This is a genomic window from Paenibacillus sp. USDA918EY (assembly GCF_009870825.1).
Taxonomy (GTDB): domain Bacteria; phylum Bacillota; class Bacilli; order Paenibacillales; family Paenibacillaceae; genus Paenibacillus_AQ; species Paenibacillus_AQ albilobatus.
Map to the genome: position 1 here is coordinate 13,785 of NZ_WTWY01000009.1, position 24,597 is coordinate 38,381.

Annotated in this window: 16 protein-coding genes; all 16 read right to left on the minus strand. The window is 57.6% G+C overall.

Annotated elements, in window-relative coordinates; genetic code table 11:
• The 16 genes from GQY55_RS18390 to GQY55_RS18465 all read right to left on the minus strand — a co-directional run bounded on the left by GQY55_RS18390 (window position 1) and on the right by GQY55_RS18465 (window position 24,488).
• Window positions 1-2,256, minus strand: coding sequence for an HD family phosphohydrolase (locus tag GQY55_RS18390; protein ID WP_160043344.1), 2,256 nt, complete (start codon window positions 2,254-2,256; stop codon window positions 1-3).
• A gap of 14 nt (window positions 2,257-2,270) precedes the next feature.
• Complete coding sequence (locus GQY55_RS18395; protein WP_160043345.1) at window positions 2,271-3,242, minus strand: PhoH family protein; 972 nt, start codon at window positions 3,240-3,242, stop codon at window positions 2,271-2,273.
• Between the two features lie 6 nt (window positions 3,243-3,248).
• Window positions 3,249-4,445: a sporulation protein YqfD gene (gene yqfD / locus GQY55_RS18400; protein ID WP_160043346.1), complete on the minus strand. Its 1,197-nt coding sequence runs from the start codon at window positions 4,443-4,445 to the stop codon at window positions 3,249-3,251.
• Window positions 4,442-4,735, minus strand: coding sequence for a sporulation protein YqfC (gene yqfC / locus GQY55_RS18405; RefSeq protein ID WP_160043347.1), 294 nt, complete (start codon window positions 4,733-4,735; stop codon window positions 4,442-4,444). Before yqfC ends, yqfD begins: the two co-directional genes overlap by 4 nt.
• A 259-nt stretch (window positions 4,736-4,994) precedes the next feature.
• A complete protein-coding gene (locus tag GQY55_RS18410; RefSeq protein WP_160043348.1) occupies window positions 4,995-5,606 on the minus strand; it encodes a hypothetical protein in 612 nt (203 codons plus the stop codon).
• A gap of 14 nt (window positions 5,607-5,620) precedes the next feature.
• Window positions 5,621-6,619, minus strand: a complete 999-nt coding sequence (gene floA, locus GQY55_RS18415; RefSeq protein ID WP_201452185.1) for a flotillin-like protein FloA — start codon at window positions 6,617-6,619, stop codon at window positions 5,621-5,623.
• Between the two features lie 99 nt (window positions 6,620-6,718).
• Window positions 6,719-8,050, minus strand: coding sequence for an NfeD family protein (locus GQY55_RS18420; protein ID WP_160043507.1), 1,332 nt, complete (start codon window positions 8,048-8,050; stop codon window positions 6,719-6,721).
• Between the two features lie 263 nt (window positions 8,051-8,313).
• Window positions 8,314-8,757 (minus strand): GatB/YqeY domain-containing protein, encoded by a 444-nt coding sequence (locus tag GQY55_RS18425; RefSeq protein ID WP_160043350.1) that lies wholly within the window; start codon window positions 8,755-8,757, stop codon window positions 8,314-8,316.
• A 16-nt stretch (window positions 8,758-8,773) separates the two neighbouring features.
• Window positions 8,774-8,947 (minus strand): 30S ribosomal protein S21, encoded by a 174-nt coding sequence (rpsU, locus tag GQY55_RS18430; RefSeq protein WP_036712328.1) that lies wholly within the window; start codon window positions 8,945-8,947, stop codon window positions 8,774-8,776.
• 251 nt (window positions 8,948-9,198) lie between these two features.
• The gene (locus GQY55_RS18435) at window positions 9,199-9,558 is read right to left on the minus strand and encodes a histidine triad nucleotide-binding protein (RefSeq protein WP_160043351.1); all 360 of its coding nucleotides are present in this window, start codon (window positions 9,556-9,558) and stop codon (window positions 9,199-9,201) included.
• Window positions 9,559-9,906: 348 nt separating this feature from the next.
• Window positions 9,907-10,269 (minus strand): hypothetical protein, encoded by a 363-nt coding sequence (locus GQY55_RS18440; protein ID WP_160043352.1) that lies wholly within the window; start codon window positions 10,267-10,269, stop codon window positions 9,907-9,909.
• Window positions 10,270-10,523: 254 nt separating this feature from the next.
• On the minus strand, window positions 10,524-13,937 hold the full coding sequence (locus GQY55_RS18445; protein ID WP_160043353.1) for an AAA family ATPase: 3,414 nt from the start codon (window positions 13,935-13,937) through the stop codon (window positions 10,524-10,526).
• Complete coding sequence (locus GQY55_RS18450; RefSeq protein WP_160043354.1) at window positions 13,934-15,112, minus strand: exonuclease SbcCD subunit D; 1,179 nt, start codon at window positions 15,110-15,112, stop codon at window positions 13,934-13,936. Before GQY55_RS18450 ends, GQY55_RS18445 begins: the two co-directional genes overlap by 4 nt.
• A gap of 38 nt (window positions 15,113-15,150) precedes the next feature.
• Window positions 15,151-19,197 carry a helicase-exonuclease AddAB subunit AddA gene (gene addA / locus GQY55_RS18455; protein WP_160043508.1) on the minus strand — a complete coding sequence of 1,349 codons (4,047 nt, stop codon included), beginning with the start codon at window positions 19,195-19,197 and terminating at the stop codon, window positions 15,151-15,153.
• A 2-nt stretch (window positions 19,198-19,199) separates the two neighbouring features.
• Window positions 19,200-22,712, minus strand: a complete 3,513-nt coding sequence (addB, locus tag GQY55_RS18460) for a helicase-exonuclease AddAB subunit AddB (RefSeq protein WP_160043355.1) — start codon at window positions 22,710-22,712, stop codon at window positions 19,200-19,202.
• Between the two features lie 399 nt (window positions 22,713-23,111).
• Window positions 23,112-24,488: a class I SAM-dependent rRNA methyltransferase gene (locus tag GQY55_RS18465; protein WP_160043509.1), complete on the minus strand. Its 1,377-nt coding sequence runs from the start codon at window positions 24,486-24,488 to the stop codon at window positions 23,112-23,114.
• Window positions 24,489-24,597 lie beyond the last annotated feature (109 nt).

Below are 24,597 nucleotides of genomic sequence, written 5' to 3' on the forward strand. Positions count from 1 at the left end.
TTAACCGCTCCTTCTGGTCTCTTCAGTCGTTTTGTTCTTTTTGATCTCTTCCGGGTATTCTATTCTGGAATGGAATATGCCCATGACGCTTTCTTTCAGCGTTTTGGCAATGATGTCCAGCTCCTTCATCGTCAGGTCGCAGTCGTTAAACTGGTGGTCGTCCAAGCGGCTTTTAATGATTTTTTCGATCATCGATTCCACCTGGTCCACGGTCGGATTCCGCAAGGAACGCACCGCCGCTTCCACGCTGTCCGCAATACCGATGACGGCCGATTCCTTGGATTGGGCTTTCGGGCCGGGATAACGGAAATCCTCCTCGGTAAAGTCGGGTTCCCTGCCCTGTTCCTCCGCGAGCCGCAGCGCCTTGTGGTAGAAATAGTGAAGGAACGTCGTTCCGTGGTGCTGCTCGGCGATGTCGCGGATCGGCTTCGGAATTTTATATTCTTTCAGCATCTCGACGCCGTCCCGGGCATGGGCGATAATGATCGATTTGCTCATTTTCGGGTCCAGGGAATCATGCGGATTTTCCATATTGTTTTGGTTTTCGATGAAATATCTTGGCCGCTTCGTTTTGCCGATATCGTGATAATAAGAGCCCACCCGGCAGAGCAGCCCGTCCGCGCCGATCGCTTCCGCAGCGGCTTCGGACAAATTGCCGACCATGACGCTGTGATGATACGTTCCCGGCGTCTCCGTCAGCAGCTTCCGCAAGAGCGGATGGTTCGGATTGGAAAGCTCGACCAACTTGAGCGCGGACAAAATGCCGAACGTGACTTCGAAAAACGGCATCAGCCCGATCGCCAAAATCGCGGTCAAGAGACCTCCGGCAAAAGCGAACCCGATCGCGTACAGCATCTGCATCTGGTTCCATTGACCGCTTCCGATCAACGTCATGATAAACACCGTCAGCGAGCCGAACAGGCAGACCATGATGCCGCCTTTCAGCAGCGTGGAACGCTGGCTTGCGCGGTGAATGGTGAAAATCGCCACCACCGACACGACCAGCGAAAAAAATCCAAACGTAAAATCGAACATCTGTCCTTGATGTACGTTCAAAATGACGCTCGCCAAAACGCAGAACAACATCGCGCAAAAATACGCAAGCTGCATGTCGAGGAGCAGCGTCACCAGCGTGGCCCCGATCGCTACGGGCGCCACGTACCCGATGTACGGCCGTTCATTGCTTTGCAGGATGCCCGCCAGATGTAGCACGATGACGGTGATGACGAAGATGAGCACCAGCATGAACAGCTGCGAGTTGTTGTATTTGAACTTGTTCGGATCCGTTTGCCGGATGAACAGGAACAGCCCTCCCGACATCAGCAAAGCCAGCAGGAACAAGCCCAGTTGCGGCCAATAGTTCACTTCGTTTTTAAGCAGGCCGTTGTCGTCGAGCAGATTGTACAGATCCTCCGTAATGAGCTGCCCTTTCGCGACGAGGATGTCCCCTTGCTTGATATAGACGGGCTGGGTGTTTTCTCTCGCTTGTACCTTGGCCTCTTTGGTCGCTTCCTCATCGTAAAACTTATTCGCCGTAATGGCAAGCTTGGACAGCTCCTGCACGACCTCCCGCGCCGTGCGCTGGCTCAGCGTGCTGGCGCTGACCAGCTCCGCCACCTTGGCGCGCGCCGCCTGCGCTTCGACCACCTGATCGTTGGTCAAGCGGGAGACGATCTCCCGGGCGACCGGCTTCATTTCGGCGATATCCTGGGACGTCAGCCGCGGGATTTTGATAAAGGTCTCTTCCGGGATTTTATAGCTCTGCTGGCTGGTCACTTTCAGCATCTCATCCAGCAGCTTGTCTGGGTAGGATGCCGACGAGCGGTTGGCATTGACGAAATTTTGAATGAAGTCCTTGGCCCGCTGCGGAATTTCCAACCGGTAGATGGCGATCTTATCCTCCCGGGACACTTGGTCGTCCTGGTTCAGACGGTCGATCCGGTCCAAAATGGACACGACCAGATTTTCGTTCGGAACGGTCACGATCGTGTAAATCGGCTGCACGCGCTCCGCTTCCTGCTCCTGGGCTTTCAGCGTCGCTTTGTTGTTCGGGATTTGCATCGGCGCCCGGATTTCCTTTTCGCTGCGCGTTCCCACCTGGATGTTGTACCGTTCGGGAAGCAGATTCGGGGCGAGGCTGACATAAAACAGCACAGCCAGACATAAAAAGAGAACATAGCGGGTTCCTGCGCTATGTTTCCAGCCGACATGTTTCATTGAGAAAGATTTGCCCGATGACGTTTCTTTCGAAGTCATAAAGATAATCCCCTCTAATCTTGGTTTTCTGCAGCTTTGTCGTAAGCAGTGATTATTTTTTGAACGAGAGAGTGGCGGACGACATCCTGCTCGGCAAACTGAACGAAGCCGATCTCCTCAATGTCTCCAAGTATATGTTTCGCCTCGATCAACCCGGATTTTTTGCCTCTTGGCAGGTCGATTTGCGTCACGTCGCCGGTAATGACCATTTTCGAGCCGAAACCTAGGCGGGTTAAAAACATTTTCATTTGTTCAGGGGTCGTATTCTGGGCCTCGTCCAATATGATGAACGAATCGTCCAGCGTACGCCCGCGCATATACGCCAGCGGCGCGATTTCGATAAGTCCTCTTTCAAGCGCTTTGGCCGTTTGCTCCGGGCCCATGACGTCGTATAAGGCGTCGTAAAGCGGCCGCAAATACGGATCGACTTTTTCCTGCAGATCCCCCGGCAGAAACCCGAGGCTTTCACCCGCCTCGACGGCCGGACGCGTCAGCACGATGCGCTTGACGGCCCCTTCCTTCAAAGCGGCGACGGCAAGCACGACCGCCAAATACGTTTTCCCCGTGCCGGCCGGTCCGATTCCGAACACGATGTCCCGCTTGCGGATGGTCGTCACATAGTGCTTCTGGCCGATGGTCTTCACCCGGATCGGTTTGCCGCGGAACGTTGTCGTAATTTCTCCCTTGAAGAGATCAAGCAACTGGTCGGCCCGAAAATCCTTGGCCAAATCGATGGCGTAAGAGACGTCCCGCTCCGACAGAATGTGACCGTTCCGGACGAGCTCAAGCAGCACTTCGAACAGATGCTCCAAAACTTGCACATCCCGCAGTTCCCCGCGGATCGTAATTTCCGCCTCGCGGGAAACGATTTGCGCCGGAATCTGCGCTTCGATCATTTTCAGAAAAGTATCCTGAGGTCCAAATAGGGACAGTCCTTCGCTTGCACTATGCAATGAAATTTGCGCGCTGTGGTTTTTTTCTGACAAATAGCCTCATTCTCCTTGACTTTGAACTATGGGAAGTTCTTCGGCAATCTTTTCTTCCACCTCAAAAAGCACTTTCATATAAACTTTACCATTCTCTCTCTTCTCATGCAAAATTTTTTGGCTGATGATCTGCGAATCGTTGCCGTATTTTGCCAAAATATCCCGAACCGCCGCCTCCAGCCCTTGTTTTTTCGCCGCTTCGGGTTCCAGCGCCTCCTCCCTCTCGTCGACCTCCATCACTTTCTCGGTCATCCAGCCGATCGGGAGCGCAATCGAACGCCATGTCAGCGGATCAAGCTCGGTCAGCGTTTGCGATTTCGCAAACGGCTCTTTCCCGTACCCCCACAGCTGGATCGCACGGTTCCCGAGCACGAGGTAGCTTTTGTCTTTCCGTTCCCCCGTATATACTTCCCGTTTCTGGACAAGCGGGACCTCCAGCTGGTATTCATGCCATACGAGGCCCTTCACTTCGCCTTTGGCCACCACAACCTGCGAATGGGCGGAGCCGTCGCCCAAAATGCCGGAAATGAGCACTTGTCCTTTTTTGACGCGCGTATTTTTTTGAACGAGGGGGCGCCCCTGCTCCGCATAAATGCTGGTGACGACCGCATCCGACTTGCTGATCAAATGGCGCGGGCTCGCCAGCGGCTCCTTCTTCGGCTTTTCCGCTTCTACGACCTGGATGGTGATCGTCGTCCCTTTGCGTTCGACCCCGACCCATGACGTTTCAGGCAGCTTGAGGCTGAGCGCCCGCGAAAGCTTGTCCGGGTCCTTCAAGCGGAAAATCCACTGGTAAGGCCGAATGCCTTCCTCCCTCGCCGCATTCAAAATATCCTCCGTCGCAAGCTTTTCGTTTCCCTCGACATTTATGTTCCAAACAAGGGATGAAAGCATGAACAGCATCAGGAAAAACACGGCGATGCCCGCCGCAAAAAATTTGCGCTTGTACAGCTTGACCAAACGGAAAGGCAGTCCGATCCGGCGCGTGACATGCATCCGGCAGCCTGTCCGTTTCAGCAGGGGGCGAAGAGCGTGGAAATCCCTAAGGAGCAGCTTCATGTCGGCCGTTTGTTGGCTGGTGGGCCGAATATCCCAGACGGGAATGCCCGCTTCCGCCAAAGCATTGATCAAGTGATTGACGCCCTCTCCTCTGACCGTAATCTGTACGCAGCCGCGCACACCGGATAGTGTAGGTATTTTCATGAGCTCTCCCCCATTCCTATATATTTTATATTGCGGATCATTCCTTCGATCAGGACCTCTTGCGGCAAAATCGCCCGGATCATCAGTCCGGCGCCTTCGATTTCGAGCATGCCCTCACTCAAGGAAAGAATCATTTTGTTCTCCGAAAAATGCCGCACGCCCTGGTGATTCTCGACGGTCAACTCCTTATTTCCAACCAGGGTAACCCGCGGCAGATCAAGTAAGACGTCCTGCGGCAGATCCAGCGCTTCATGGGTCCATTTCCGCAGCCTGCGGCTGATCCGGGTCATACGAAGGCCTCCCCCTTCCTGTACTTTACAACTTATGCCCGGTCCGGCCGTTTTATGAGAGATTTCAGGCTGCAGGCGGAGATTGCGCAAAATAACCCCGCAAAGCGGAGCCGATGGCTTTGAAACCGAACCAGATACTTTGCGGGGACCCCGGAAATGATAAATGATTATAGATAAAAAAGCCTTTTCCGCACGGATCGATCCTTCGGATCGTTCCCCTTTGCAGAAAAGGCTTTTGTTTCGTAAAAGCAGCTGCCTGTTATTTTCGACCGCCGTACGGCCGCTTCGACCGCGGCGGACCGAGAATTTCGGCCCAGATCACGCCGTTTCGGGCTTCCTTTGCAAGCCTGGAAACCGGTTTTGGGGCTTCCGCCCGCGCAGCCGAGGCCGGCACGGGCGCCGTTTGCCCGATCCGGTCCAGCGAAGCGTCGACCTGCTCCAAACGCGTCTGCATGACGCGGTTAAAGTCCTCCAGCGTATCCGGTATATCGTCCTGCCACATGCCGGATACGCCTTCGCCGGTATCGTAGTCCGGCCCGGCTTCCGAATAACCTCCGAACGGGGAGGTCCGGCCGGCGGTTTCCGCGTATCGGCCCCGCGCCGGTTCCATTTCGCCGGCCGCGGGCCAGCCCGATTCCGGCGCGCTTTCGTCCCGGCGGCTTGGGGAGGCTTGAGGCGAACCCGAAAATCCTTTTTGTTCCCGGATTTCCCGATGCTCCCCGTGTTCCCTCTGCCCCCTGCCTGCGTCTCCGCCAAACGACGGCATGCCCCGCGGATTTTGCTTTTGCTTTGATTTATTGCTTCTGTTTAAGGCGGAGAAGATAGCAAACAAAACGATCAGGATCCAATAAAAATGTTCAAAGATCCACATGGGTGCATCATTCCCTATTTGTTATTTTGGGAACCGTTCTGATCTCCCTCGCCCATCTTGCCCAGCGAGCCTCTCATTTGGGTATCCGCCTCGATGTTTTTCAGATTCATGTAATCCATCACGCCGATTTTGCCGGACCGGAGCGCTTCCGCCATCGCCAGCGGCACTTCGGATTCGGATTCGACCACGCGCGCTCTCATCTCGACGACGCGCGCCTTCATCTCCTGCTCCTGCGCGACGGCCATGGCGCGGCGTTCCTCGGCTTTCGCCTGCGCGATGCGTTTGTCGGCTTCCGCCTGTTCCGTTTGCAGGTACGCGCCGATGTTTTTGCCTACGTCCACGTCCGCGATGTCGATGGACAAAATTTCGAACGCCGTCCCTGCATCCAGCCCTTTGGCGAGCACGGTGCGGGAGATGCTGTCCGGGTTCTCAAGCACGTCCTTGTGGGCGTCGCTGGAACCGACCGTCGTTACGATCCCTTCGCCGACGCGGGCAATGATCGTCTCTTCGCCCGCACCGCCGACGAGGCGGTCGATGTTCGCCCGGACGGTTACTCTCGCTTTTACCTTGACCTCGATGCCGTTTTTCGCCACCGCGGCCACGACAGGCGTTTCGATGACGCGCGGGTTGACGCTCATTTGCACGGCCTGAAGCACGTCCCGTCCCGCCAGGTCGATCGCGGCCGCCCGCGTAAACTCAAGCGGAATGTTCGCGCGCTGCGCCGCGATCAGGGCATTGACGACCCTGTCCACGTTACCGCCGGCCAAATAGTGGCTTTCCAGCTGGTTGATGTTAAGCCCCAACCCCGCTTTCGTCGCCTTGATCAAAGGGTTGACGATCCGGCTTGGCGTAACCCGGCGGAGCCTCATCGCCACCAGAGTAATGATGCTGATGCGAACGCCGGCCGCCAACGCGGAAATCCACAGCGTAAGCGGGAAAAAGCTGAAAAATACGCTTAATACGATGATCACCAAGACGGCGATCAGCAAAATGGAGATTAAAGGACTTGTCATAACATGCCATCCTCCCATTGTTTTTACGGTTTCCACCTAAGCGGAACCGTTATTTTCCGCAGCCGCCTTATGTTAAGGATTCGCTGCGTGCAAACTGATTCATTTCGGCTTCACGACGACGCGCGCGCCTTCGACATGAACGACAACCACCGCGGAATCCCGCGGTATAAACTCTCCTTCGGTCACCACATCCACCCGTTCGTCGTCGATCAGCGCCGTTCCTGCAGGCCGCAGCGGCGTCACGCTGACGCCTTCCTTGCCGAGCAAAGACTCCCTGGATTCGGTCGGGACGTATCCCTGCTCTTTGGTTAGGGATTCATTCAGAATAAAGCGATTCCAGATGCCGCGTTCCTTGAAGACGATCGCCACGACGACAACGACGACCAGCGCAGCAATAAAGGCGATTCCTAGCGAGATCAACGCATGACTTGTGTCGTATGCCGCCCGTATCACGCCGGCCACTAAGCTGATGGCGCCCAGCACGCCCAATATGCCGAAGCTTGGCACGAACATTTCCAGGATCATCAAAATCAGGCCGATGATAAAGAGGAGCCAGGTCTCGTTGCCGGCAAAACCCGCGACATAGTTTCCGAAGAAATACAATATGAATGCCGCGGTTCCGATAATGCCCGGTACGCCGAATCCCGGAACGATGAGCTCGATCACGATGCCGGCGATGCCGAGAAACAGCAAAATGGTCATCACGATCGGGTTGGTCAAAAAGGAAGCGATGTTTTCCGCCCATGTATGTTCCACTTGAATTACGTTATCGGTCGAATATCCCATCCACGAGATGACCTCCTCCGGCGAGGAGGCGATTTTGTCCGCATACCCGACCTTCAAGGCCTGCTCGCTGGATAATGCGATGATTTGGCCTTTTTCTTTCTTTTCACCGATTTCCGGCATGTCGACGACCATGTCGATGTCCGCCATACCTGCCGCTATTTTGGCGTTCCTGCCGCTTGATTCGGCTGCGGCCGACATTTCGGATTTCCACGCGGCGACAAGTTTCGGATCATCCACCCGTTTGCCCGTGCTGTCCACCATAGCGGCCGCGCCGATCATGCTTCCCGGCGACATCGCGATTTTGTCCGCGTTGAGCGCGATGTAACTCCCGGCGGAAGCGGCATTTCCGCGTATGTATGCAACGCTTTCGATTTTGCTTTCGCGAATCATTTTCCCTATCGTTTGCGCCGTCGTTACCAATCCGCCCGGCGTGTCGATGTCCAGGACGATCAGCCCCGCGTTCATTTTTTCGGCTTCCTTGAATCCGCGCTTCATGAATTTTTCCAGTCCGGTCTCGATTTTTTGGTCAACCGGAATGATATACACCGGCGCGATTTTTGCGTCTTCGGCACTCGCCGAGCCCGGAAACGCCGCAGCCATTCCCAACATCAGCATCATGAATAGAACCAGCCGCCTGTGCAGCATGTTTCCATATCCGGATCGTTTCAATAAACCACCCTCCCTTCTCCATGATTATAATATATTTTCCGGCATATGGTACTTATTACGCAGCAATCCTCCGATCGTTTCAACAAAAATGAACGAAAACGTCTTTCGGCCGGTTTCAACAGGAAATTCAACGCTTGACAAGGGCGGGCTTGGAGAGGTCCTAACGTTTCAATTTGCCGTAAATTATGGACGTTAGCATGAAAAAACACCCCTTAAAAAGGGGTGTTTTGCGTTATGTTTTATTGCAGAAATTGTTGAACCAGCTGGTTCACAAGTTTTCCGTCAGAGCGACCTTTGACTTTCGGCATCAGCGCGCTCATCACTTTCCCCATGTCGGCTTTCGAAGAAGCACCGGTTTCCTGGATGGTCTGCTGTACAATAACTTTTAATTCTTCTTCGGTAAGCTGTTCGGGAAGATACTGACTGATAATCTCAATTTCTGCTTCGACATCTGCCGCAAGATCGTCTCGATCCGCTTTCTTAAATTCTTGGAGGGCATCTTTGCGCTGTTTAATTTCACGACTGAGGATATCAAGCACTTCGTTGTCATCCAAAGTTCTTTTCAAATCTATTTCAAGATTCTTGATCGTTGAACGAACCATTCGAATAGTGGAGAGCTTGAACTTGTCTTTGCTCTTCATCGCTTGTATCATATCTTCGTTCAATCGTTCGCTAAGACTCATGACAGTTCAGTTCCTCCTAAAACTTTCTCTTACGAGCAGCCTCGGACTTTTTCTTGCGCTTTACGCTTGGCTTCTCATAATGCTTGCGTTTCTTCACCTCAGCCAATACGCCATCCTTAGCGATGGAGCGCTTAAAGCGGCGAAGTGCAGCATCAATAGACTCGTTTTTGCGAACTTTAGTTTCAGACACCAGTTTTCCCTCCCTCCGACCAGACCGTCCAAGAGCAATAACACGGTTCATCAAATTTAATTATAGGTGAAAGAGAAATAGGGTGTCAACCTTGACGCCTATTTTTTCAGAAAAACCCTTTCACGCCGCTTTCAAGGGGATTAACCAGCAGGCCGGGCCCCGCCCGTTTGTGGAACTGCTTCCTCCGTGCCGGAACCTCGGTCCTGCCAATTCTTTCCTATCATCCCGATCAAGCAGGAACCCTTCCATGATTACGCATGAGAATCGGAAATGCCCGTCAACGCGCCCAGCTTGGCTCCTCCAAGCAGATGGTAATGAATATGGTACACCGCTTGTCCGCTGTCCGGCCCGCAGTTGTTGATGAGACGGTAGCCCGTATCCGCCACGCCGAGCTCTTTGGCCACCTGCTGCGCTACCCGGTGCATCTCGGCGACGAGCGGAAGATCTTCTTCGGCCACGTCGTTCATCGTCGCGATATGTTTTTTCGGAATGATGAGCACATGCACCGGTGCCGCCGGTTGAATATCCTTGAACACCAGAATGCTGTCGTTTTCAAACACCTTTTGTGAAGGAATGCTGCCTTCGACGATTTTGCAAAAGAGACAGTCCATCGTTAGTTCGCCTCCGCTATGTATATGTTTTGAATTTATTCCTATCATAACGGATTTCGGGGGAACGCGTCCAATGCCCGGCAAAAAAATCCGTCGCATAGCGCGTTCATGCGCCGAATCATTTCATGATCCGCGTTCGGGCAAAGAGCCGCTTCGCAAAGAAAAAGACCCTCCGAAGAGAGCCTGTTCCGCGTTCGTGCTGCATCGGTGTCCATCCGCCGTCCAAAAAAGCTGTCGAAAAAAAACGGTCTGTGGGCGTACTTCCTTTGAAGAAGGACACGTCTAGCGGAAATATTTCTTGCGAGATAGGGTTGCTTATGCACAGAAGGATTATATGTCCTTGTCTTTTTAAAAAAACGGCAGCAAGGAAAGCGCCGTCAAGCCGGCGAGCGGCAAAATGAACCGGTTGAAGCGGCGTCCGTATGGAAACCCGAAGAACGGATACCCAAATCCGTATCCGTAAGGAACGAAAGGATAAAATGCCCGGACATCCTCTTCCGGACGGAAGCATGGGTCCCAGCCGCCGGCGTAAGGGCTCGCGTAACCGTGATGGTAAGGCATGTTTTCATGGCCGACCGGAACGGCAAGATACAGCCTTTCTTCATCCACATGTTCGATAAATCCGTCATGGACGCTACCGTCCGCCATCGTCGCTCTGACATAGCGGTACATATGTTTTTTGCAAATTTCTTTGGCCTCAAACTTCTCCACTTTTCATAATCCTCCCCAGTTGCGATTTACAGGATCATCATATTCACGACTGGGCGAATGGCTACTGATTTAATAAAAATCCGTCGGCCGCAAAATAAAAAGAAGCCCCTTGGGCCAGAGAACGAAAAACCGGGGCGCTGCCGCGGCAGCGCTGATTTTGCGTTCCTTGCCAAGGAACCTCAACGAAAAGAGAAAGTCGGCTTGTCTATTGCGATAGTAACAACCTTTAAACAGGGCCGCTATGACATGCGTCACTACAGCTGTTCCACCGCGATTTTCGAGCCTCCTCCCGCCTCGTCGGCCGGAATGACGACGAGTTTGCGCGGGAGGCGGGCGCGAAGCTCCGGAACGTGGCTGATGACGCCGACGGAAAGATGGTCGTTGTGCAGCCGTTCCAGCGAGGAAATGACGGTTTCGAGCAGCTCCGGATCCAGCGTGCCGAACCCTTCATCCAGGAAAAAGAATTGGAGCGGGTATTGGCCGCGGAGCTGAATCTGGGCGGATAACGCCAAAGCGAGCGACAGCGACGTGAGGAAGGTCTCGCCCCCGGACAACGTGGACACCGGCCGGCGAACCCCTCCGTTCGCGTCGTCCCGGATGAGGAAGCCGCCGCCGGAGTCCACTTCCAGCGCGTAACGCTGCTTGGTCAAAAACGCCAGCCGCTGGGATGCGGACCGGCTGACCTGCATCAGCTGTTCCTCGGCGATATATTCGACAAAAGCGTTGCCGCGCAGGCATGATTGCAGCTTGGCGAGTTTATCGGCCTCATGCTGGCGCTCCGCGCGAAGCTTCTCAAGCTCCATCCAACGGAGATGCCGCTTTTTGACGTCCTCGAGATCGCGTTCGGCACGCGCCTTCATCCGAAGGGCCTCCTCATCGGCCTCGCGGGCGGATGCGAGCTCCCGGCTCACGTTCAGCCATTCTTCTTCCGTCAGGGTGCTTCCCGACAACTGCTCTTCGATGTGCCGAACCGCAGCCAGCAAGTCACGTTCGCCTTCGCGGTGCTGCCGCACCTTCGCCGCAAGCTGCTCGGATTCCGGCGCCGGCAGATAGGATTCTTCCACTTCGGCAGCCGTTGCAAAGGGCGATTCCGCCAAGAGAGCCTCCCAGCGCCGGGCGGCGGCTTCATGATGCGAGGCGGCCGATGCTGCGGCCTGCTGGGCCATCGCATGAGCCTTCGCGCTTTCATGTTTCGCCTGCTCCGCGGATTGCCTCCGCCGCTTCGCTTCGGCGGCCGTCTCACGCAGCGTCTTCAGCTCGCGCGCGCAGGCCTCCAGAAGCGCCTCCGCCTGACGGTCTCCGATCCAGGCATGCAGACGCTCCTGCTTTTCGGCCAACAGCTCCCGTTTGCCGCGAAGCTCGGCTTCGAGCTGGATGAGCCGCTTTTCGGCTTCAAGCACATCGCGTTCCAGCGATTGGACCGCCTGCTTCTTCTCGTCAAGGAACGGCACGCTCTTGCGCAAGCGTTCCTTCACTTCTTCCGCCTCGCGGTCCTTCCGCTGCACCTGCGACCAGCGGCTTTCGACCTCGTCGAACGGAAGCTCCCGCAATTCCTCCGCCCATCCGGCTTTCAGCCGGCCGATCTCTTCCGACAGCCGGTCGGCATTTTCCTCCAGCCGTTTCAGCAAGGAGTCGGCGGCGGCGGCTTCCGCGTCCAGCTGAAGGCTCTGCTGCCGCAGCGCCTCCCGTCTTTCCGCAAGGCCGGACGACTCTTGTTTGGCATGATGCAGCGCGGACGCGAACGTTTCCCGCGAACGTTCGAGCTCCAAGACCCGCTTGTCCCAGGCTTGGGCAGAGAACATGTCAAAGGCTTCGGGTGCCTCGGCCTGCTCAGCGGCGGCCGCGGCCTGCAGCGCGCCGGATTCGGCTGCCGGAAGGCCGGCGGCGCCCAGCAGGCCCGTACCTTCGTGGATCAGCTGAAGCTGGGCGTATTTGACCTCCTGCAGCCGGTTTTTCGCCCGCTGCAGCTGCTGCGGCAAATGCTCGTCGCGAGCCGCGGCGGCTTCCTCCGGCAGGACGGGCGCCGGATGCTCCAAGGAACCGCAGACCGGACAAGGCCGTCCGTCATGCAGCTCCGCCGCGAGAGCGAGCGACAAGCTTCGAAGCTCATGCTGCCTGAACTCCTCCCTTAGCCGGAGTTCGGCGTGCTCCGCTTCGCGCAGCGCCTGCTCGGTCTGCTTGTTTTCCAGCCCGGCTTGCGACAGGAGCGCAGAAATGCCGCTTGCGAGCTGTTTCTCCTTCTCCTGCAGCTCGCCGAGCTCCCGCCCGGCCAGCTCGCGTTTTTTCCGCAGCGCTTCCGACTTTTCCTTCTGCTGTTCATATTCGTTCCGCGCTTGATGGAGCCGTTCCTCGGCGGAACGAAGGTGCTGGCGCAGCTCCAGCGCCCGCTGCACCAGGGAGCGTTCTTTTGCGGTCACTTCCAGCTCTCCCAGCTTCTCCTGCAGGTCCGCCTGCTTCTGGGCTCCGCGGTTCAAAAGCTCCTGCTCCTTGGCCAAAAGCTGACGCAGCTCCTGCATGCCGTCCGCCGATTCCTTTTGCTGCCGTTCCAGCCCGGCCACCAGCGTGCGGAGCCCGTCCCTTTCCTTCTGCAGCAGAACGGCCTGCTCCAGCTGTTCCTGCCGCTGCAGCAGCTTGGGCTCGCCGGCAGCCAGCGCTTCCTGCGCGGCATCGTCGGCAGAGCAGGCTTTTTCCGCATCTTGTTCCGCTTGGGCGGCAGCCGTTTGAAGCGCCGCCACCTCCGCTTCTTTTTTCTCCCGATCCTGCAGGCTTTCCCGAAGCAAAGCCAAAGCCGGCATCATCGCCGATGACGCCGCCGACTTGGCCAGCAGTTGTTCAAGCCGCTGCATTTCCGGCTCCAAAGCCCGCAATTGCTCAAGCTGCGCCTGCTTCCGTTCTTTTTCAAGCTGGCGCTCGCGTATTTTTCCTTTTTCCTCGGCTTCCCGGTTCAAAGCATGCAGTTTTTTCCGGATCGCCTCGGCCTGCGCCACTGCGTCCTTCAAACGGCCTTCCGCCGCTTGAAGAGCATCTTCGCCGGCGTCGCCAAGCCCCTGCTGCTCCGCTTCCACCGCTTTCAGCGCCCCGTCGTTTTCCTTGACGCGGCGGCTGAGCTTGATGCCGAGCTGGTCGCCGTACTGCTCCAGGTGGAAAAGCCGCTGCAGCATTTGCCTCCGCTCGCTGCCTTTTAAGGAGAGGAATTCGGCGAATTTGCCTTGGGGAAGCACGACGGCCCGCGTGAAATCGTCCATCTTCAGGCCGATTTTGTCTTCGACGCAGCGCGTCACTTCCGCCAATTTATCGGCGATCACCGTTTCCCCATCCGCCGTGATTTCGATAAAGCGGCTGAGCGTGTTGCTGACGGAAAGGTCTCCGGTCCGTTTGAACCTCCGTTCGACGCGGAAGCGCCGCTTGCCTTCGGCCGAAGCCAGCTCAAAGCAGAAGGAAACGAACAAGGTGTCCTCCGAATGGTTCATGATGCCCTGCGTCCCGTTTGCGGCACGTTCGACCTTGCCGTACAAAGCGAGCGTCATCGCGTCCAGCAGCGTCGATTTGCCGCTTCCGGTCGGCCCGAAGATGCCGAACAGCCCCATGTCGCATAAACCTTCAAAATCGATCTGCTGCATTTCCCTGTAGCTCTGCAGCCCCGACAGCTTCAGTTGAATCGGCTTCATTCGGCTTCCGCCTCCTTCTCGCGCCCGTCCTCGGCCACCAGCTCGAGAAAGAGCTGCACCAGCTCGTCCTCCGGTTCGGCGCCGCCGGTCTGGCGCTGGTAAAACCTGCGGAACAGCTCCGACACCGGGAGGCCGGACCGCTCCTGCTGAAGCTCTTCCCGCTCCATCTCCGGATAAATCGGCCGGATATGTACGAATCCGTCCCGGCTTTTGCGCAGGCGCTGGATGTCTCCCAGCGACATCGATTCCGAAAGGGATATTTCAAGATCGATGTAGGCTTCCGCATCCCTTCCTTCGTCCAGCCAGCGGTACACCTCCTCGAGCCCGCCTTTCGCCTTCCAGCGCACCAACGGACGCCCGCAGCTCAAATAAACCTCCTCCAGCTCCGGCAACCCTCCGGGCGCGATATCCATCATCATGACCGATTTGGCCTGGCCCGCTTCCGAAAAGCTGTAAGCAAGCGGCGACCCGCTGTAACGGATCATGCCGTCGCCTTTGACCGCCTGCGGCCGGTGCAGATGCCCGAGCGCCGTGTACTGGGCCCCGACGGACAGCGCCGACGGATCCACCGTGTACGCCCCGCCGACCTGGATCGGACGCTCGGAATCGCATTCGACTCCGCCGAGGACGTAAATGTGGCTCATCGCCAGGTTGACCGTTTCCGGTGAAAAGGAGCCGGCCAGCTGCTTCATCAGCATACCAACGCGAGCGCTGTACGCCTTGCGCAGCTCCTCCTCCTTGCCTTCCGCGGACAGCAGTTCGTTCAGCCTTGCCTCGGAAGGATAAGGAAGCGCGGCGATTTTGGCGATTTCCCCCGTGCGGGAAACACCTACCGTCACCGCCTCGGCCACGGGCAGCCCGACGAGCGTGATCCCTTGGCGCGCCACCAAAGGCGAAACCGAAGAGACGCGTTCGGGCTGATCGTGATTGCCCGAGATGACGACCAGCGGCCGCCCGTTTTCCGTCAGCCTTGCGCATGCCTCGTAAAAAAGCTGCTCGGCCAGCGCGGGCGGATTGACGGAATCGTACACGTCTCCCGCCATCAATATCAAATCGGCCCGCTGGTCATCGGCGATGCGGACGAGTTCGTCCACGAAATCCTCCTGTTCCTTCAGCCTGCTGCGGCCTTCAAGCGTTTTTCCGAAATGCCAGTCCCCGGTATGCAATATCCGCATGCGGCTTTCTCCCCTTTCCCATGCGTGAAGTTCTGAATCTATAAGCGGACGGCATGTCCGCCGTCAAAAAAGTAGAGCCATTTTTCGCTGATTTCCTCGTGCAAAATGTCCTCCAGCGCTTTGGCGTACAGGTTCAGCTGAAATCTGTACTGCTCGGTAAGAGCGCCGATTCCGCCCCGATGCTCCAACACCCGGTCCGTTTTGTAGTCCACGAGCACGAGCTTTCCATCATGGCGGAACAAACAATCGACCACGCCCTGGATGAGCACCGTTTCATGGTTTAACGCCGACATCTCAAGCAGATCGGGTTGATGGTATAGCACGCCGTCCTGCTGGGAGAACAGCCCCTTATGGGCTTCCTCCGCCGTCAGGCCGTAGCTGAACGGCATTTCCCGCGCCGTCCACTCCGCGCTCAGCAGCCGTTTTCCGACTTCCGTCGCAAAAAACATGCCCGCTTCGTCCGGACGGATCACCTCCGCCTGCTCCCGCGTCAACAGCTCGCGTTCGACCAGCCGGCTTACGGTTTCTTCGACGGCGGCGGCATCCACTTCGCCCCGGTCCAGCGGAATATGCTGCATCAGCGTATGATAGACCGTGCCTCGCTCCGCCGGCGTCAGCGCCTTTTGCTCCATAAATTTCGGCCGCCTTAGCGGAAGGGTCGTCGCGAAAGAGTCCGAAGGGCTCGTCAGTTCTCTGCGAAGCATCCGTTCTTCCATCCATGGCTCGGACGGCTCGTCCTGCATCGCCAGCAGCTTTTTCATTTCCGATACCGAGGTTTTGGCCGGCAGCTTCGTAACGGTTTCGTACGGATACCGCCAGTTCAAACGTTCCGTTACCCAAGAACCGCCGGGCACCGACTCTTCATTTTCGGCTTCGACGGGCCGACGTTCCAGAAGAGACTGAAGCCGGAGCTTTCTTTCCGGCGTGGATTCCTCCTCTTCTTCCCAGCCGCCCAGCTCGGCTAACGACAGCTCATCCGCAGCCAGTACCGATATTTTCCAGACGGAAGGATCGGAAGCGAGAACCGAAGACGGATAGCCGTCCGCCTCCGCCATCTCGCGGAGTTTGCCGGCTCCCGGATGCCGGATCAGCGCCGGACCCACCCAATCGATGTAACTTCGCCCCCTGGCAAGCACATAATCCGGAAGCGTGTATTCGGGCGACTCCAGCACCTGCGCCCAGGACGACGCTTTTTTGCTTACGTCCTTGACCGTGCCGATCAGGTACAGCTTCTCCTTCGGGCGCGTCAACCCGACGTACAGCACCCGCATCTCCTCCGCCAGCAGCTCCAGCTGGGACCTGCGGCGGATCGCCAGGTTCGGAAGCGTCGGGAAGCTGACCCGCTTCTCCTCGTCCACGAACTTCGGACCAAACCCAAGCTCCTTGTGCATAAGGAACGGGGCATTCAGATCCTGCTGGTTAAACGTCTTGGACATGCCGGCCAAAAATACGACCGGAAATTCCAGCCCCTTACTTTTGTGGATCGTCATGATGCGAACCGTGTTATCCTTATGCTCCATGCCGCTGCCGCCGCCGAGATCGCCGCCCCGTTCGCGCAGCCGGGAGACGAAAGTCAGAAAACGGAACAACCCTCTGGATGCCGTCGTCTGCTCGAACTGGACGGCGCGGTCGTACAACGCCTTCAGGTTGTTTTGCCGCTCGACGCCGCCGGGCAAACCGCCGACCCAGTCGAGATAGCCGGTTTCCCGGTACAGCTGCCAGATCAAATCCCCCAGGCTGATTTTGCGGGCGTCGTCTCGCCAGCATTGCAGCTGCTTCACGAAATCGTGGATCTTGTGCCTTAAGGCGGGCGGGATGCCGTCGCTTGCGGCGAGCACGGAGACGTCCATCGCGGACGCGCCCGGGATTTCGCCGAGGTCTCCGACCCGCAAAGTTTCCGAGGCTGCCGCCGCTTCCGCTTCGGCCATAAGGAGCTCGCGATGCGCCCCGTCCCCGGACGCGCCCGTTATCGGCCGCGCAGCCGCAATCAGCGCATCGTAAAACGATCCGCTTTGAACAAGCCGGATCTGCGCCAGCTCCTCCTCCGTCAAGCCGACGATCGGGGACCGAAGCACGCCGGCCAATGGAATATCCTGCAGCGGGTTGTCGATGATCTGCAGAAGGGACAACATCACTTCCACTTCCGTCGCTTGAAAATATCCGCGGGCCTGCTCGCCGTCGGCGGGAATCCCCAGCTGCTTCAATTCCTCCATGATCAGCGGTCCCCAAATGTAAGCGGAACGAAGAAGGATGACCATGTCGCCGTATTTGACCGGCCTCATCTCTTTAAGGCCCTTATCGTACACAAGGAGAGGTTTGCCGGACGTGTCCCCCGTCAGCTGCCTGATTTTTTTGGCAATGGCTCTGGCTTCCAGCTGCGCCGTCTCCATTTCCAGCACTTCGCTTTCCTCCATCAAGCCGCCCTGTTCGCCTTCATTGGCCTCATCCTCCGCCGCAGGCCCTTTGCCCGCGCGGTCGATGAGCAGCAGCTCCGGCGCATACGGGTTGGCAACGCCCTCCTCCGCATTCGGGAACGAGGCGCCGTACACGAGCTCGGCCCGTTCGTCGTAAGCGATCTCCGCCACCGTTTCGTTCATGATTTGGCGGAAGATCACGTTCACCGCGTCCACCACTTCCATCCGGCTGCGGAAATTCCGCGCCAGGTCGATGCGGATGCCGCTCCCGCCGCCGCTGCCGTATCTGCGGTATTTATCCAGGAACAGCCCCGGCTCCGCCAGCCGGAACCGGTAAATGCTCTGCTTGACGTCGCCGACCATAAAGCGGTTGCCCGGCTTCTCCCTGGAGATCAGCCCGACGATCGTCTCCTGGACGCTGTTGGTATCCTGATATTCGTCCAGAAGCACTTCGTCGAACTGCTCGCGGTATTCCACGGCTGCGTCGGACGGAAGCGGGCGCTCCGGCGCCGAGTCCTCGTGCAGCAAAATCCGCAGGCAGTAGTGCTCCAGGTCGCTGAAATCGACCGCTCCCCGTTTGCGTTTTTCCGCTTCGTACCGTCCGCCGAACTCGATGACCAGCTCGGCCAGCTCTTTCATCAGCGGCGCCGCTTCGTTCATTTCCGCAAGAAATGCCGCGGCCGGACGGCCGAACAGCGCGCCGCGCAGATCCGTCAGCGTTTTTTTGACGGCATCCCGCAGCTCCTTTACGCGCTCCTGCAGCTGCGGATCGGTATCGTCCTTGCGGACGCTTTTCAGCTTGCCGAAGGAAATGCCCTGGAACGCCTCGTACAGCTCCTCCCAAGGTCGCTGCTCCATCGCTTCCCGGAGGCTGCGGACCATCTCGAGGTCGGCGTTCAGGTTGTCCGCGTAAGCGCCCGGTCCTCCCGGCGCCATCGCCAGCCCGTGGGCCTGCATCAGCAAGCCTTCCGCTCCCGCGAGCGCAAGGCGGGCGTCCTGCAAAATGCTCCGCACCCAGGAGGTTTGCCCTAAGCTGGCGGCATCCCGGACCGCAAAAGCTTCGGCCATGCTGCGCAGCCAGTGGTCCGGCCAGGCATGGCTTCGGGAAAAGTCATACAGCTTCTGGACCAGCAGATGCATCGCATCGTCGCTGCGTTCGCCGCTGAACCAATCCACCAGCCGGATAAAATCGCTGCCTTCCGCTTCCTCACTGTATTTTTCTTCGAAAAGCTCCTCCAGCAGCTCCTGCCGGAGCAGTTCGGCTTCGTTTTCGTTGATGATCCGAAAATTCGGATCCAGCGGAATCAGCTGGTAATAACGCCGGATGACTTCCAGGCAAAAGGAGTGCAGCGTCGTGATGGAGGCCCGTCCCAGCAGGGACAGCTGGCGGCGCAGGTGGACGTTATCGGGATCCTTCTCCAGTTCCCGGTCCAGCGCCTCGCGGATCCGGTCCCGCATCTCCGCCGCGGCGGCCTTCGTGAAGGTGGCGACGAGCAGGCGGTCCACGCTGAATCCCTGCTCTTCATCCGTAATTTTGCGGATGATGCGTTCCACGAGCACGGCGGTTTTGCCCGAGCCGGCCGCGGCCGCCACCAGGATGTCGTCGCCCGTTTCGGCGATCGCCCTCCACTGGTCGTCGCTCCATATGCTGCCTTCGGGTTTCGGTTGCATGCTCAATGCGTTTCTCCTCCTTTGCGCTCGGACAGCAGCTCCCATACCTGCTTTTTATCCGGCTTGCCCAACAGATGATATTGGTAGCCTTCGACCGTCTCGTCGAATTGGCATACCGGCTTGAACGGGCAATACGTGCAGGCGGTTTCCTGCTGGATCCGGTACGGCTCGATCCGTACGTCGCCTTCCGTGATCCTCGTTCCGATATGTTCGATGCTGTTCCGCACGGAAGCCAGCAAATCGTCCCATTGCTCGGGGCTTGCGACCGAAGCGCTGCTGTAAAAGCTTCCGTCCGCTTTGACGGCGACCGGCAGAATGGAGGAATGCCCCTTGTCCAAGGACGTGTCCATCAAAGACACGACATCCCGGTCGGCAAGCAGCAGCCCTTTCATCTTGAAACGTTTGAGCAGCTCTTCCGCCGCCTGCTCCATCGTCATGCCGTTCGCCGACTGCAGCATCGGGTCGTGCACGTGGAAATACAGCGTTCCCGCCGGCAGCGCCTTGCTGCCGAGCCACTGCTCCGCGTAGGTCAGCAGCACGTCCAAATACGTCAGCATTTGCAGTGCCAGCCCGTAATACACTTCATGGAGCTTCAGGTCCTTGCTTCCGGATTTGTAGTCGATGACCCGCAGCAGCAGCCCGTCTTCCCCATGGGCCAAATCCACGCGGTCGATCCGGCCGACGACCTCCATCACGGTGCCGTTCTCCAGGCGGAACGTAAGCGGGGGCAGCGGTTTGCCTGGGCCGAAATCAAGCTCCAGGCCAACCGGCTCGAAGCTGCCGCGGCGCGCATGCTCGCCCAAAATGACGGAAGCTCTGCTTACGATGTTTTTCAGCTTTCTTGAAATGTAGCCATACCGTTTGGAGCTGAGCAAAATTTCGCCCTGCAGCTTTGGCGCAAGCCGTTCCACCGTCAGTTCGGCTTCCCTTCGGCATTCCTCCGCCGTCAGGCTTCCCCAGCTGCGGTTTTGCTCTTTTAAACGGATCGCCATTTCGCTTAAAGCCGCATGGAAAAGCTGGCCGATGTCCGGCGCCTTCAGCCGGTACAGCTGACGTTCCCTCAGCTTCAGCCCATGGGAGGCAAAATGCGAAAACGGGCACGCCACAAACCGCTCCATCCGCGACACGCTCGTGCGGACTTTGCTTCCGTACAGCTTGCGGCTGGTGCCTGCCGTAAGCGCCTTGGCGCCGTTGCGGTAAAACAAGGACCGCAGCAGCATATCCAGCGGGCCGCGCCACTGCGGATCCCGCAAATACCAGTTGTATACGTCCCACCACAGCTCCGGCATCCTCATGCCCTGCCGCCACCGCCGCAGCTGCACGATCAGATGCTTCAGCGTCTGGCGGGGATGTTCGATATAAGCTTCATGCTCCAAGGCGTCCCGGTCCGCCCCCGGTTCGGCGGAAAGCGGCCGAGGCGAAAGTCCCGGAAACATTTTGGCCAGGTGACGCACCACTTCGGACGGCAGCAGTTCTTTGCCTTCGTCGTCCGCGGCCGGATAACTGATCCAGACGTGCCGGCTTGCGGAAGTCAGCGCGTTGTAGATCAGGAAACGTTCATCCAGCAGCCGCCGCGAGATTCCCGGGGCGAGCTCCAACCCCGCATCGGCAAGAACGGAGCGCTCCTGTTCGGTGATGACGCCGTCCTCCTGAAACACCGCAGGGACGACGCCGTCGTTCACTCCGAGCAAAAAAGCATGCCGGATGCCGCTTGTCCGCGTACGGTCCATCGTCCCGACCAGCACCTGGTCGAGCGACGGCGGCACGAGGCCGAGCTTCAGCTCGCTGAGCCCCGTTTCCAGCATCCCCGCGAACAGGTCGAACGTCATCGACTCGGAGCCCATCATCTCGACGATCTGATCCAGCAAATCCAGCACCTCGCCCCACAGCTGCCGGTGTTCCCTTGCCGCTTCCGGCCGGCCTTCGAGCAGCGCCTGGCGGCTCCAAACATCAAGCTTTTCGGGCACGCCCGCGTCTTCAAGCAGCCCATAAACCGCCGTGCACATGTCCCGGGCCGTTTTGGCGCGTTTGATCCGTTTCTCGAACGCCGCCAGCGGTCCCGTCACCGCGCTGCGGCAGCGCTCCATGAGCTCAAGAAGCTCCTCGGCCGTTTGCTGCTGCGGCGCCCCTCCTTCTTCGAGGGACAAGCTCGGGATGCCTTTTAAAGGCCGCCCGTCCGTCCAGCGGTAACCTTGCATTCCGCTTGCCAGCGCATAGTTTTCGAGACGGTCCATGTCTTCCCGCGTGAGCGATCCGTCGAGCGGAAGAACAAAATCGCTTTTAACGCAGCGGAACACGTCCTCGTGCCTCCAGTACCGCCGGACGACGTCCAGCGCGGCGCGCATGAACTCCGCCAGCGGATGGTGCAGCTCGCTTCTTTTCTGGTCCAGGAAAAACGGCACGCCGTAATCCTGGAACAACGGCACGACCAGATGCTCATAATCCCCCAAATTGCGCACGAACACCGCCATTTCCCGGAAACGCACGCCTTCCTCGCGCGAAAGCCGAAGCATTTCCCGAAGCGCTCCTTCGACTTCGGCGCGCCGCCCGGATGCGGGATGGATCGAAATGCCGTCGCCGTTTTGGCCTGTGGCCGCCTGATAACGCAGCCGCCGGTCATATCCCCGCTCCAAATGGGCAAGCATCGGACTTTCCCGAAAACGCGGCGGCACCGGCGGATCAAGCACCGTGTCGTCGATGTCCAGTCCCAGCTCCTCCGCCATCCCTCTCAGCTTGATATAGGTCGTGGCGGTCGGATGGAACAAATCCAGCTCATGCGGCATCCGCATCGCGTCGTAAGGCCGGTCCAGCGTCAGCGAGATGGTGACGGAACGGGCATGCGCCATCATTTGGCCGATCGCCAGCAGCTCCTGCGGGGTGAAGCCGTGGAACCCGTCGATCCATATTTCCGCGCCCCGCAAATAAGCCGAGTCCTTCACCGATTCGGTCAACCGGATGAGGTTGTCCTCCTCGTCGATATACAGCGGTGACATTTCCTGCTCAAAGTCCTTGTAAACCGTCCATAAATCCTCGAGCTTGCTGCGCAGGATCGGCGTGACGCCCGGCGCGGGAGCCAGCTTCCCGAGCAGCTGCCCCACGGCGGAGGCATCGACGCAGTACCGCTTCATTTCGGTATATACGTCGCCAAGCTTGCCGACGAACCCGAGCTGCTCGCCCGAAGCGCCAAACAGCTTCAGCTCGTCCTTCCGGCGCTGTATGATTTTGTACAGCAGCATTTTTTTGCCCTCGTCGCTGATGCCGACACGCGCCGTTCCCCCGGTCTCCTGCATGACGCGATAGGCGAGGCGGCGGAAGCTGAGCACTTGGGCCCTGACGCTGCCCTTGATCCGGCCCGACGTTACCAGCCCATGCTCGGCTTGAAACGAACCCTGCTCCGGTACGAGCAGGATGATCGCATTCCCCTGCGGCTCGGCTTCCAGCTTGGCGGCAATCCGCTCCAGAATCGTCGTCGTTTTTCCGCTGCCCGACCGTCCGATCAAAAAATGAACCGACATGATGCTCCCCCTTCATCTATGTAAAATAATCGCTGCTCATTCATCGATAATCTATCAATCAGTATATCATACGAATCTGAAAGGCAGAACGTATGTTTGTCGAAAAACCTAATCTATCAACCAAAATGGCTATAAAGCTCCTACTATTTTACCATTAAAACTCCGCTAGCGTTTAACGTCCATTATTTGCAAAAAGCCTCTTCGCCGGCGTTTCTTACCTGAGGATTTTGCAAAAATCCAAGGAGCGACTTCCAATCAGCAACATACAGAACGAAACGGTTTAATTCGTCAATAAATCGTACCCGGGAGCGGCCGGAATCGAATTTTGAAAATCTTGATCTCTAAAAAAACTGCCGCCGAATCCTTTTTCGGATTCAAAGCGGCAGTCCGGCTGCATTCCTATGAAAAGGTTTTGCTTCTCACTTCAAAAATCGCAAATTTCAGGTAATGCCCTTCGTCGACGCCCAAAATTTGCGGATGGTCTTTGCCTGCGGCGCGCCATTCGATCAGGCGCAATATTTTGCCCGCGTCGGCCGCGGCTTCCCGGATCGTCTCGAGGAACAAATCGGGCCGCATATGGTACGAACAGCTGGCGGTAACCAGGTATCCGCCTTCGTTCACCAGCTTCATGCCGTGCAGGTTGATGTCCTTGTACCCTCTGCAGGCGCCTTTAACCGCGCTTTTGGTTTTGGCGAAAGCCGGCGGGTCCAAAATGACGACATCCCAGGTTCTGCCGCCGCCGGCGGTCATTTTTTGCGAGGTGTCGACCTTGCCTCCAGTGCCGCGGGAACGTTCTTCTCTTTCCTCAAGCCCTTTGACCTGGTTGCGCAAATACTGGAACGCGTCGTCCACCACAAATTCCACGCGGTCGCCGAATCCGTTCAGCTCCACGTTTTCGCGCGCGCTGTCGATCGCATGCTGGGAGATGTCCAGGCAGGTGACCTTTTTGGCGCCGTATTTGCAGGCATGCAGCGTAAAGCTGCCGGTATGCGAAAAGCACTCCAGCACCGTCGCGCCGTCCCAGTACGGGAACGTGACGACCTTGCCGCTTTTGTTCACCGGGCGCTCTACCGTTTGCCCGTTTTCTTCGACTTCCCGGACCGTAATGCCGCTGCGCTCGCCCCAGCCCGTCATCAGCGGCTCGATCGATGCGCGGTTTTCCCGTTGGTCGAAAAAGTAGCCGGTTTTTTGCCCTTCCTCGATATCGACGCGGATCAAAAGGCCGTTTTCCCGCACCGTCACGAATCTAGGGCAGTCTCCGTAGACCGGTCCTTTGGTTTGCTCGAGCCCCTCCAGCTCCCGGATCGGAACATCGCTCCGTTCGTAAATCCCCCGGGGATTCATCACTTTGGCCAAAGCTGCGATGATCTCCTTGCGGCGGATATCCATGCCCAGCGTCAGCAGCTGAATGACCAGCACGTCATCGAAACGGTCTACGATCAGCCCCGGAAGGAAGTCGGCCTCCCCGTATACAAGGCGGTACGCGTTTCCGTCATTCAGGAAGCGTTCCCGGTGCTTCAGGCAGCCTAGGAAACGTTCCGTAAAAAAGGCTTCGTCCATCGCTTCGATTTCGCGGTAGGAAACGGCGCGCACCGTGATTTGAGATGCCGGGTTGTAATACCCCGTCGCCAAATAACGCCCTTGATGGTTCACGACATGAACCAGATCCCCGGGCTGCGGGTCGCCCTGGACCGACTCGATTTCATTTTTAAAAATCCATGGATGTCCCTGCTCCAGCCTTTTTTTGCGGTTTTTATGAAGAACGACAGTTCCCAACATGTCCACTCCTACTCGTGTGCAATATCTTGAATCTTAAATGTGCGCCGCCCTCCAAGTCATGGTTGTCCACACAGCGGCATATATGTAATGCATGGACAAGAATCCG

Bases quoted from the DNA above. Each gene is read 5' to 3' on its own strand.
- floA (WP_201452185.1), bottom strand. From the start codon at position 6,619: ATGACAAGTCCTTTAATCTCCATTTTGCTGATCGCCGTCTTGGTGATC.
- yqfD (WP_160043346.1), bottom strand. From the start codon at position 4,445: ATGAAAATACCTACACTATCCGGTGTGCGCGGCTGCGTACAGATTACG.
- GQY55_RS18390 (WP_160043344.1), bottom strand. From the start codon at position 2,256: ATGACTTCGAAAGAAACGTCATCGGGCAAATCTTTCTCAATGAAACAT.
- addB (WP_160043355.1), bottom strand. From the start codon at position 22,712: ATGTCGGTTCATTTTTTGATCGGACGGTCGGGCAGCGGAAAAACGACG.
- GQY55_RS18445 (WP_160043353.1), bottom strand. From the start codon at position 13,937: ATGAAGCCGATTCAACTGAAGCTGTCGGGGCTGCAGAGCTACAGGGAA.
- GQY55_RS18420 (WP_160043507.1), bottom strand. From the start codon at position 8,050: ATGCTGCACAGGCGGCTGGTTCTATTCATGATGCTGATGTTGGGAATG.
- GQY55_RS18425 (WP_160043350.1), bottom strand. From the start codon at position 8,757: ATGAGTCTTAGCGAACGATTGAACGAAGATATGATACAAGCGATGAAG.
- GQY55_RS18435 (WP_160043351.1), bottom strand. From the start codon at position 9,558: ATGGACTGTCTCTTTTGCAAAATCGTCGAAGGCAGCATTCCTTCACAA.
- addA (WP_160043508.1), bottom strand. From the start codon at position 19,197: ATGCAACCGAAACCCGAAGGCAGCATATGGAGCGACGACCAGTGGAGG.
- GQY55_RS18450 (WP_160043354.1), bottom strand. From the start codon at position 15,112: ATGCGGATATTGCATACCGGGGACTGGCATTTCGGAAAAACGCTTGAA.
- yqfC (WP_160043347.1), bottom strand. From the start codon at position 4,735: ATGACCCGGATCAGCCGCAGGCTGCGGAAATGGACCCATGAAGCGCTG.
- GQY55_RS18410 (WP_160043348.1), bottom strand. From the start codon at position 5,606: ATGTGGATCTTTGAACATTTTTATTGGATCCTGATCGTTTTGTTTGCT.